The organism is Paracoccus sp. S4493 (genome assembly GCF_000967735.1).
Classification (GTDB): Bacteria; Pseudomonadota; Alphaproteobacteria; order Rhodobacterales; family Rhodobacteraceae; genus Paracoccus; species Paracoccus marcusii.
On sequence record NZ_JXYF01000024.1, the window covers coordinates 65,576 to 73,938 of the forward strand.

Sequence of the window (8,363 nt, forward strand, 5' to 3'; positions counted from 1 at the left end):
GGGGTTCCGGTCGTCGTGATCGTGATCCTGTACGTTCTGGGCATCTTTTGATGCGAAAGGGCGCCCCGTGATGAGGGGCGCCCTTGGTCTGTCCGGGGTCTTCAGGACAGGCTGTTCTGGATGGTCTGGATGTCGGAATTCGTCAGCGTCTTGGCGACTTCCTTGCGCAGGCGAAGCTGCAGTTCCTTGTAATAGTGCTTGCGCATGACGCCCAAGGTCGAAGGGTCTGCGATGATCGCGATGTCCTCAAACTTGTTCTTCAGCACCATCGCGTTCAGGTGACGCGACAGCTGGGCCGCAAACGTCGCCTCCTCGTCATCCCGGGGCGACCCTTCGTCCATCTGTGCGCCGTCGCCCGACAGGCTCTCCTGCGTCACCTTGGTCGTTTCCGACAGTTCCAGCCCGGATTTGGCCGTATTGCGGAACAGGGTGGCAGAGTGGCCGTCGGCAACGACGACCAAGGCATTGTGGGGCAGCATGGTCAGCTCCTTCTTGCGTTCGCTTTCACGGGTTCAACGCAAGCCGGGACCGGTCAGTTGCAGCCTTCGCAAAAGCCGCGGATGCGTGCCATCGCGTCCTGCAGCACGGCGTCGCTGGTGGCGTAGGAGATGCGGAAATGCGGCGACAGGCCGAATGCCGCACCGAAGACGACCGCGACCCCGGTTTCGTCCAGAAGCGCGTTCGCAAAGGCTTCGTCGCAGTCGATCAAGGTGCCGCCGGCGCTGGTCAGGCCGATCAGCCCGGCGATCGACGGATAGACGTAGAACGCTCCCTGCGGCACCGGGCAGTCCAGCCCCGGACAGGCGTTCAGCCCGGCCACGACCAGGTCACGCCGCCGCTGGAACACCGCGCGGCTGTCAGTGATGTAATCCTGCGGCCCGGTCAGCGCGGCCTCTGCGGCGTACTGGCTGATCGAGCAGGGGTTCGACGTCGATTGCGACTGCAGCTTGGCCATCGCCTTGATCAGCGCCTCGGGGCCCGCCCCATAGCCGATCCGCCAGCCGGTCATGGCATAGGACTTGCTGACCCCGTTCATGGTCAGGACGCGGTCCTTCAGCCGGGGTTCGACCTGTGCGGGGGTGCAGAACGCGAAGCCGTCGAAGACCAGATGCTCATAGATGTCGTCGGCCAGCACCCAGACCTGCGGGTGACGCAGCAGCACATCGCACAGCGCCGCCATCTGCGCCCGGTCATAGCCCGCACCCGACGGGTTCGAGGGCGAGTTGAGGATCAGCCACTTGGTCCGCGGGGTGATCGCGGCCTCCAGCGCGTCGGGGGTCAGGCGGAACCCGGATGCCTGGTCGCATTCCACGACGACCGGCGTGCCGCCCGCCAGCAGGACCATGTCGGGATAGCTGACCCAATAGGGGGCCGGCACGATCACCTCGTCGCCGTCGTCCAGCGTGGCCATCAGCGCATTGTAGAGGATCTGCTTGCCGCCGGTGCCGACGGTGATCTGGGCAGGCACATAGTCCAGCCCGTTCTCGCGCGCGAACTTGTCGGCGATGGCGCGTTTCAGGGACGGCGTGCCGTCCACGGCGGTATAGCGGGTGTGGCCTGCGTCGATCGCGGCCTTTGCCGCGTCTCGGACGTTTTCCGGGGTGTCGAAATCGGGCTCTCCGGCGGACAGGCTGATGATGTCGCGTCCCTGTGCGCGCAGGTCCGCCGCGCGGGTGGTCATCGCGATGGTGGGCGAGGGTTTGATGCGGGCCAGCCGGTCCGAGATGAACGCCATGAGACACCTTGCTGCTGTCGGTTTGAACTGTCGGCCCGCATGGCATACGCTGCGCCGCACGCCCTCACAAGGACGAGAGACATGATCGACAGCTATGCCGACCCGGTGGCGACCCTTGGCGACCGCCTGACCGCCGCGCGCGAAGGCGCGGGCCTGGACATTGCCGCCATGGCCGATGCGCTTGGCCTACGCCCCGAGACGCTGGAGGGGTGGGAGGTCGATCAGGCCGAACCGACGGCCAGCCTGATGGGACGGATCGCCACGGTCACCGGCGTCTCGCCGGTTTGGCTGTTGACGGGGCAGGGCGCGGGACCGCAAGACGCAAGCGCGGGGGCGGCTCTGCGTGCCGAGCTGGCCGATCTGCGCCGCCTGCTGGCCGAGGCCGCCGCCCGCGTGGACCGTCTGGAGGAAGCACTGTCGCATGGCTGATACGCTGGAAACCCCCGAGAACCGCCTGAAACGTCTGCACATGCGCAGCTGGCGGCGCGGCATGAAGGAGATGGACCTGATTCTGGGCCGCTTCGCCGATGATTGCCTGTCCGGGCTGTCCGGCCCCGATCTGGACCTGTACGAACGCATGCTGGCCGAGAACGATCAGGATCTGTACCTGTGGGTCACCGCGCGGATCGGCGACGGTCCCACCCGCGAGGCACCGCAGATGCTGACCCCGATGCTGGATCGGATCGCGCGACATGCCGCGACCCGCATTGCGGCCGATCGCTAAAAATTTCGGCATTCCTGGCGCAGGAAGAGGCGGCAATTAACCGAAGATTGTCTTTTCTCTGTCATTGAGAGGTCATGACGAACAGGACAGGACATCCCGAAGCCATGCTTGCACCTGCACCCCGCGAACAGCATCCGACAGTCGATCCCACGGCCCTGGACGTGCCCCTGTCGGACATGACCGACGCCTATCTGGAATCCCTGCAGCTGCTGGAGCGGATGCACCGGCTGATGCTGGATCTGGTCAAGGACGAATTCGAACGCCTGCACCGGGGTGACCTGACCCCGGTCCAGGCCATGATCCTGTACAATCTGGGCGAGGCCGAGGTCTCTGCCGGAGAGCTGCGGTCGCGCGGCATGTATCAGGGATCGAACGTCAGCTACAACCTGAAGAAGCTGGTCGCGATGGGTTATGTCCATCACGAACGCTGCGACATGGACAGACGCTCGGTCCGGGTGCGCCTGACGGCCGAAGGCCAGGCGGTGCGCGACCTGGTGCAGCGCCTGTTCATCCGCCACGCCGAAGGGCTGGCCATGTCGGGCGTGCTGGAGGATCCGCCGCTGGATCAGGTGAACCTGCAATGCCGCCGCATCGAGCGGTTCTGGACCGAGCAGATCCGCTATATCTATTGAATTGAACCCGGCCCTTCGGGGCCGGGTGTGCCTTTTCCTGGCGCCTTACCAGGTGCCGGTGTTCTCCATGCTGGACCACGGCTCCTGCGGGGGCAGGTGATCGCCTTCCTGCAGCAGTTCGATCGACACGTTGTCCGGGCTGCGCACGAAGGCCATGTGGCCGTCGCGCGGGGGGCGGTTGATCGTGACGCCGGCATCCTGCAGCTTCTGGCACATCTCGTAGATGTTGCCGACGCGGTAGGCCAGATGGCCGAAATGGCGGCTGTCCGAGGGCAGGCCGTCATCGCCGTCCCAGTTGTAGGTCAGTTCCACCGGGCATTCCAGCTGGCCGGGAGGCGCCATGAACACCAGGCTGAAGCGGCCCTTGTCGTTGTCGATGCGGCGCGTTTCCTCTAGGCCCAGCAGGCGGAAGAAGTCCATCGTCTTGTCCAGGTCCTTCACACGGACCATCGTGTGCAGATAGCGGATGTTCATAGAGTATCCTTTGACGTTTGGGTTGAAGGAGACATGGTCTCGGCGCCGGCGCAACGCAACCCCCGCGGGGGCGGTTGCCGCAGTCGCGTTCTTGACTTAGGACGAGGGTCACCGCACCGCCTGAAAGGACCGCCGCAATGCCCCTTACGCCCGAACAGCAGGCCGAGATCGAAAGCCAGCGCGCCACGCCTCGCCAGACGCTGCGCGCCGTGTCCGAGGGGATGGAGAACCACCTGTACGTGGCGCATCAGGTTCTGGATCACGGGCTGGTGCGGGTCATCGACTATATGGGCGACGACGCGGCGATCTGTCAGGCGGCGCGCGTCAGCTATGGCAAGGGGACCAAGTCGGTGCAGAACGACGAGGGGCTGATCCGCTATCTGATGCGGCACTGGCATTCGACGCCCTTCGAGATGTGCGAGGTCAAGTTCCACGTCAAGCTGCCGGTCTTCGTGGCCCGCCAGTGGATCCGTCACCGCACCGCCAACGTGAACGAGTATTCCGGCCGCTATTCGATTCTGGACCGGGAGTTCTACATCCCCGCGCCCGAGCATCTGGCCGCGCAGTCGTCGCAGAACCACCAGGGCCGGGGCGAGGTGCTGCAGGGCGCCGAGGCGCAGCGCGTGCTGGACCTGCTGCGCGAGGACGCGATGCGCAGCTATGACAGCTATGAGGCGATGCTGAGCCAGGAGGGGCAGCAGGGTCTGGCGCGGGAACTGGCGCGCATGAACCTGCCCGCCAACATCTATACCCAGTGGTACTGGAAGGTGGACCTGCACAACCTGCTACATTTCCTGCGCCTGCGCGCCGACAGCCATGCCCAGTACGAGATCCGGGCCTATGCCGACATCATGTGCGACATCACCCGCGACTGGGTGCCCGCCGCCTTTGGTGCATTCCAGGATTACCGGATGAATGCCGTGAACCTGTCCGCGCAAGCAGCCGATGCGCTGCGGCGGCGCCTGGCCGGAGAGGTCGTCACGCAGGAAAATGCCGGCATGGGCGCGCGTGAATGGCGCGAGTTCCAAGCCGTCTGGGGCTGAACGGGGGCGCACCACGCGCCCCCGTCCGGATCAGAACGTGAAGTCGTTCAAGTCCAGGTTGGCGCGGTTGAAATCCTCCAGCACGATCACGGTGGACGCGTTCACCGTCAGGATCGTGTCACCGCCCTGCTGCACGGCGCCGTTGATGGCGCGCTGGACCTGGCCGCGGTCCAGGTCGTCGATCTCGATCCGGTCCAGGCCGTTCTGGAAGTCGACGATACGGTCGCGTCCGTCGCCTAGGTCGAATTCGAACCGGTCGGCGCCGATCCCCCCGGCCAGGATGTCGTTGCCCCGACCGCCGTCCAGCGTGTCGTTGCCCTGGTTTCCGTGCAGGATGTCGGCGCCGTCGTCGCCCTCGATCTCGTCATTGCCCTCGTTGCCGAACAGCCGGTCATTGCCGCCGTCGCCTTCCAGGTCGTCCCGGCCCTGACCGCCATAGAGCAGGTCGTTTCCCTGATTGCCCTCCAACTCGTCGTCGCCCCGGCCGCCGAACAGGGTGTCGAAGCCGAAGCCGCCCCACAGATCGTCATTGCCGTCATCGCCGCGCAGCAGGTCGTTGCCCGCACCGCCCGCCAGGCTGTCATTGCCCGCGCCGCCGTTCAGCACGTCGTTGCCGTTCTCGCCCCAGATGCGGTCGAAGCCGCGGTTGCCATTCAGCACGTCGTTGCCGTCGCGCCCATAGATCAGGTCGGCCAACGCGCTGCCGTTGATCCGGTCCGCACCCGAGGTTCCGTTATAGCGTGCCATTCAAGCGATCCTTTCATGTTGCCGGCCACCCATGCGGCGGCCCTGTGCGAATCGCGATATCACGGGCCCGCTGACAGCCAGCTGACGGGGGCTGTCAGCGGGCTGTCAGCTTGGCCGTGCTAGGACGCGGGAATGAAACGATCCCTGTCCAGCCTGATGCTGATCCTGCTGCCGCTGACCCTTGCGGCGCAGCCGATCGCCCCCGATTACGAGACCGCCCGCCAGGCGGTGGACCGCGGCGACATGCTGCCGCTGGAACAGATCCTGGCGCGGATCGAGGCGCGCCATCCCGGCCGCATCGTCGAGGTCGAGCTGGAAGACGAGGACGGCCTGTGGCTCTATGAGATCGAGGTGCTGACCCCCGAGGACCGCCTGATCGAGATAGAGCTGGACGCCCGCACGGGGGTGATTCTGGGATACGAGGAAGACGACGACTGATGCGCGCCCTTGTGGTCGAGGATGACAGTCGGATCGCTGCCGATCTGGGCCGGGCGCTGACGGCGGCCGGGTTCCGCGTGGACGGCACCGCATCGGGCCAGGACGCCTGGTTCCGGGGCGGGACCGAGGGGTACGACCTGATCGTGCTGGACCTGGGGCTGCCCGACCTGGACGGTCTGACCGTTCTGAAACGCTGGCGGGCCGAGGGGTGCGATTCGCCCGTGCTGATCCTGACCGCACGGGGCGCCTGGACCGAGCGGGTCGAGGGGATCGAGGCCGGCGCCGACGACTATCTGCCCAAGCCGTTCCGCATGGAGGAGCTGGTGGCGCGGGCCCGCGCCCTGGTGCGCCGGGCAGGCGGCCGTGCCGAACCGCGGATCGAGGCAGGCCGCCTGACCGTCGATCTGAACCGCATGACGGCGCTGGTCGATGGCGTGCCGGTCCCGCTGACCCCGCTGGAGTTCCGCCTGATCGCGCATCTGGCCGTTCACCGCGACCGCGTCGTGTCGCCCACGGAACTGCTGGAGCACCTTTACGGCGACGATGACGCGCGCGAGGCCAACGCGCTGGAGGCGGTGGTGACCCGCATGCGCCGCAAGCTGGGTCCGGGCATCGTCGCGACGCGGCGCGGCTTCGGCTATCTGCTGGAGGGCGGTGCATGAGGCCTTTGTCGCTGCGCCTGCGGCTGATGCTGCTGGGCGGGGCGACCATCCTGCTGGTCATGGCGCTGTCGGTGACGATGCTGGCGGTGTTGTTCGACCGCCATGTCCAGCGCGTCGCCGTGTCGGACCTTCGCGATCGGGCGCTTGTTCTGCTGTCGGTGATCGAACCCGGCACGCCACCGCAGATGCGCGACCAGCCGCGCAACCCGTCGTGGCAGCTGCCATTCTCAGGGCATTACTGGCAGGTGTGGCTGGGGGACCAGCCCCTGCGGTCGCGGTCGCTGTGGGACGTGACGCTGCCCGTGCCCGCGGATGCGCCGCCGCCGGGCGAGGGGCGGGTGCTGCAGCTGGACGGGCCGGGCGACCAGCGCCTGCTGGCGCTGGATCAGCAGGTGCTGATCGGGCAGGGCGCGACCGCTTCCCCCATCCGCCTGATCGTGGCCGAGGACATGGAAGATTCCGCGCAGGCCCGCGCGGCCTTTCTGCGCGACCTTGTCCCATGGCTGGCGGGATTGGCGGCGCTGCTGCTGGCGGCGTCCTTCGTCCAGGTCACGCTTGGCTTGCGCCCGCTGGCCCAGGTCGGCGCGCATCTGCGCGGGCTGGCGCAGGGACGCAGGCGGCGCCTGGGCGACGATCTGCCCTCCGAGGTCGCGCCCCTGGCCCGCCAGCTGGACCATCTGCTGGACGACCGCGACCGAGAGCTGGATCGTGCGCGCCACCGCGCCGGCGATCTGGCGCACGGGTTCAAGACGCCGCTGCAGGCGCTGCTGGGCGATGCCGAGGCGTTGCGCGATCAGGGACGGACCGAACAGGCCGACAGCATCGAACATGTCGTCACCGTGATGCGCCGCCATGTCGACCGGGAACTGGCGCGCGCCCGCATCCGCACCGACGCCGCACAGGCCCGCGCGCATCCCGCCCCGATCGTCGCCCGGCTGGTGCAGGTGCTGCAGCGCACGCCCGCGGGTGCCGGGCTGGACTGGCAGGTCGACCTGCCGCAGGCGGTGGCGCTGCGCATCGACCCTGACGACCTGACCGAGGCCCTGGGCGCGCTGCTGGAAAACGCGGCCCGCCATGCGCGGTCGCGGGTGTGGGTCGGGATGCGTGCGGATCACGATCGGACGGCAATCATCATCCGCGACGACGGGCCGGGCGTGCCCGATGCCGAGCTGGCGCGGTTGGCGCAGCGCGGCGTGCGGCTGGACCAGGGCGGCAACGGTCAGGGGATCGGTCTGGCCATCGTCACCGACATCGCCGAGGCTGCGGGCGGTCGCCTGGAGCTGATCAACATGCTGCCGGGCCTTGCGGCGGAATTGCACCTACCGCGCCACCCAGACTGATGGTCAGGACGCGAACAGACCGTCGAAATCGGCAAAGCCCTTGACCTCGATCGGGTTGCCCGAGGGGTCGAAGAAGAACATCGTCCGCTGCTCCCCGGGCTGGCCCTCGAAGCGGATCTGGGGCGGGATGTCGAAGGACACGCCCGCCGCGGCCAGGCGGTCGGCCAAGGCCAGCCAATCCGCCAGCGGCAGCACGACCCCCAGATGCGGCATCATCACCATGTGATCGCCCACCCGGCCGGTGCGGGTGGTTGGAAAGGGCGTGCCCAGATGCAGCGACAGCTGATGGCCGAAAAAGTCGAAATCGACCCAGGTGTCGGTGGACCGACCCTCGGCACAGCCCAGAATGTCGCCATAGAAGCGACGGGCCGCGTCCAGGTCGGTGACATGGATGGCAAGGTGGAACAGGGATCTCATCGCGGCCTCCGTGGTTGCGGGGCAGTGATGCACGCGCGGGCCGCGCCCCGCAAGTCAGTCCAGCGCGTCCAGAACCCCGCCCGCCACGCGCGCGGTGTCCGACCAGCCCGGCAGCGCCGCCCCCGCCCGTGCGGCGCTGCCGGGCAGATCG

At 67.4% G+C, this 8,363-nt stretch carries 12 protein-coding genes; 7 read left to right on the top strand and 5 right to left on the bottom strand.

Annotated features, from left to right (window positions below):
- Positions 1–101: 101 nt before the first annotated feature.
- Both TW83_RS05230 and TW83_RS05235 read right to left on the bottom strand, forming a co-directional pair.
- Positions 102–479: a host attachment family protein gene (locus TW83_RS05230; RefSeq protein WP_052714643.1), complete on the bottom strand. Its 378-nt coding sequence runs from the start codon at positions 477–479 to the stop codon at positions 102–104.
- Between the two features lie 53 nt (positions 480–532).
- Complete coding sequence (locus TW83_RS05235; protein ID WP_045981717.1) at positions 533–1,735, bottom strand: pyridoxal phosphate-dependent aminotransferase; 1,203 nt, start codon at positions 1,733–1,735, stop codon at positions 533–535.
- An 81-nt stretch (positions 1,736–1,816) separates the two neighbouring features.
- Here TW83_RS05235 and TW83_RS05240 point away from each other — a divergent pair, with 81 nt between their 5' ends.
- The 3 genes from TW83_RS05240 to TW83_RS05250 all read left to right on the top strand — a co-directional run bounded on the left by TW83_RS05240 (position 1,817) and on the right by TW83_RS05250 (position 3,091).
- Positions 1,817–2,164, top strand: a complete 348-nt coding sequence (locus tag TW83_RS05240; RefSeq protein ID WP_045981718.1) for a helix-turn-helix transcriptional regulator — start codon at positions 1,817–1,819, stop codon at positions 2,162–2,164.
- Positions 2,157–2,459, top strand: a complete 303-nt coding sequence (locus TW83_RS05245) for a succinate dehydrogenase assembly factor 2 (protein ID WP_045981719.1) — start codon at positions 2,157–2,159, stop codon at positions 2,457–2,459. The genes TW83_RS05240 and TW83_RS05245 overlap by 8 nt, the downstream gene beginning before the upstream one ends.
- 176 nt (positions 2,460–2,635) lie before the next feature.
- Positions 2,636–3,091 (top strand): winged helix DNA-binding protein, encoded by a 456-nt coding sequence (locus TW83_RS05250; RefSeq protein ID WP_127899388.1) that lies wholly within the window; start codon positions 2,636–2,638, stop codon positions 3,089–3,091.
- A gap of 45 nt (positions 3,092–3,136) precedes the next feature.
- On the opposite strand, the gene TW83_RS05255 is transcribed toward TW83_RS05250, so the two are convergent.
- Positions 3,137–3,565, bottom strand: coding sequence for a VOC family protein (locus TW83_RS05255; RefSeq protein ID WP_045981721.1), 429 nt, complete (start codon positions 3,563–3,565; stop codon positions 3,137–3,139).
- Positions 3,566–3,702: 137 nt separating this feature from the next.
- Here TW83_RS05255 and thyX point away from each other — a divergent pair, with 137 nt between their 5' ends.
- On the top strand, positions 3,703–4,608 hold the full coding sequence (gene thyX / locus TW83_RS05260; RefSeq protein WP_045981722.1) for an FAD-dependent thymidylate synthase: 906 nt from the start codon (positions 3,703–3,705) through the stop codon (positions 4,606–4,608).
- A 30-nt stretch (positions 4,609–4,638) separates the two neighbouring features.
- On the opposite strand, the gene TW83_RS05265 is transcribed toward thyX, so the two are convergent.
- Positions 4,639–5,355: a calcium-binding protein gene (locus TW83_RS05265; RefSeq protein WP_084693635.1), complete on the bottom strand. Its 717-nt coding sequence runs from the start codon at positions 5,353–5,355 to the stop codon at positions 4,639–4,641.
- Between the two features lie 132 nt (positions 5,356–5,487).
- Here TW83_RS05265 and TW83_RS05270 point away from each other — a divergent pair, with 132 nt between their 5' ends.
- From TW83_RS05270 to TW83_RS05280, 3 genes are read left to right on the top strand one after another with little or no spacing between them, the layout of a single operon-like run.
- Positions 5,488–5,793, top strand: coding sequence for a PepSY domain-containing protein (locus tag TW83_RS05270; protein WP_052714645.1), 306 nt, complete (start codon positions 5,488–5,490; stop codon positions 5,791–5,793).
- Entirely contained in the window at positions 5,793–6,455 is a 663-nt protein-coding gene (locus tag TW83_RS05275; RefSeq protein WP_045981723.1) for a response regulator transcription factor, read from the top strand. Before TW83_RS05270 ends, TW83_RS05275 begins: the two co-directional genes overlap by 1 nt.
- On the top strand, positions 6,452–7,795 hold the full coding sequence (locus TW83_RS05280; protein ID WP_045981724.1) for a HAMP domain-containing sensor histidine kinase: 1,344 nt from the start codon (positions 6,452–6,454) through the stop codon (positions 7,793–7,795). The genes TW83_RS05275 and TW83_RS05280 overlap by 4 nt, the downstream gene beginning before the upstream one ends.
- 3 nt (positions 7,796–7,798) lie before the next feature.
- On the opposite strand, the gene TW83_RS05285 is transcribed toward TW83_RS05280, so the two are convergent.
- A complete protein-coding gene (locus TW83_RS05285; RefSeq protein WP_045981725.1) occupies positions 7,799–8,212 on the bottom strand; it encodes a VOC family protein in 414 nt (137 codons plus the stop codon).
- Between the last annotated feature and the right edge of the window lie 151 nt (positions 8,213–8,363).

What these genes read in the sequence shown, in the direction of transcription:
- TW83_RS05250 (WP_127899388.1), top strand. Translation starts at nt 2,636, where the DNA reads ATGACCGACGCCTATCTGGAATCCCTGCAGCTGCTGGAGCGGATGCAC.
- TW83_RS05255 (WP_045981721.1), bottom strand. Translation starts at nt 3,565, where the DNA reads ATGAACATCCGCTATCTGCACACGATGGTCCGTGTGAAGGACCTGGAC.
- TW83_RS05240 (WP_045981718.1), top strand. Translation starts at nt 1,817, where the DNA reads ATGATCGACAGCTATGCCGACCCGGTGGCGACCCTTGGCGACCGCCTG.
- TW83_RS05270 (WP_052714645.1), top strand. Translation starts at nt 5,488, where the DNA reads ATGAAACGATCCCTGTCCAGCCTGATGCTGATCCTGCTGCCGCTGACC.
- TW83_RS05245 (WP_045981719.1), top strand. Translation starts at nt 2,157, where the DNA reads ATGGCTGATACGCTGGAAACCCCCGAGAACCGCCTGAAACGTCTGCAC.
- TW83_RS05235 (WP_045981717.1), bottom strand. Translation starts at nt 1,735, where the DNA reads ATGGCGTTCATCTCGGACCGGCTGGCCCGCATCAAACCCTCGCCCACC.
- TW83_RS05285 (WP_045981725.1), bottom strand. Translation starts at nt 8,212, where the DNA reads ATGAGATCCCTGTTCCACCTTGCCATCCATGTCACCGACCTGGACGCG.
- TW83_RS05265 (WP_084693635.1), bottom strand. Translation starts at nt 5,355, where the DNA reads ATGGCACGCTATAACGGAACCTCGGGTGCGGACCGGATCAACGGCAGC.
- TW83_RS05230 (WP_052714643.1), bottom strand. Translation starts at nt 479, where the DNA reads ATGCTGCCCCACAATGCCTTGGTCGTCGTTGCCGACGGCCACTCTGCC.
- thyX (WP_045981722.1), top strand. Translation starts at nt 3,703, where the DNA reads ATGCCCCTTACGCCCGAACAGCAGGCCGAGATCGAAAGCCAGCGCGCC.
- TW83_RS05280 (WP_045981724.1), top strand. Translation starts at nt 6,452, where the DNA reads ATGAGGCCTTTGTCGCTGCGCCTGCGGCTGATGCTGCTGGGCGGGGCG.
- TW83_RS05275 (WP_045981723.1), top strand. Translation starts at nt 5,793, where the DNA reads ATGCGCGCCCTTGTGGTCGAGGATGACAGTCGGATCGCTGCCGATCTG.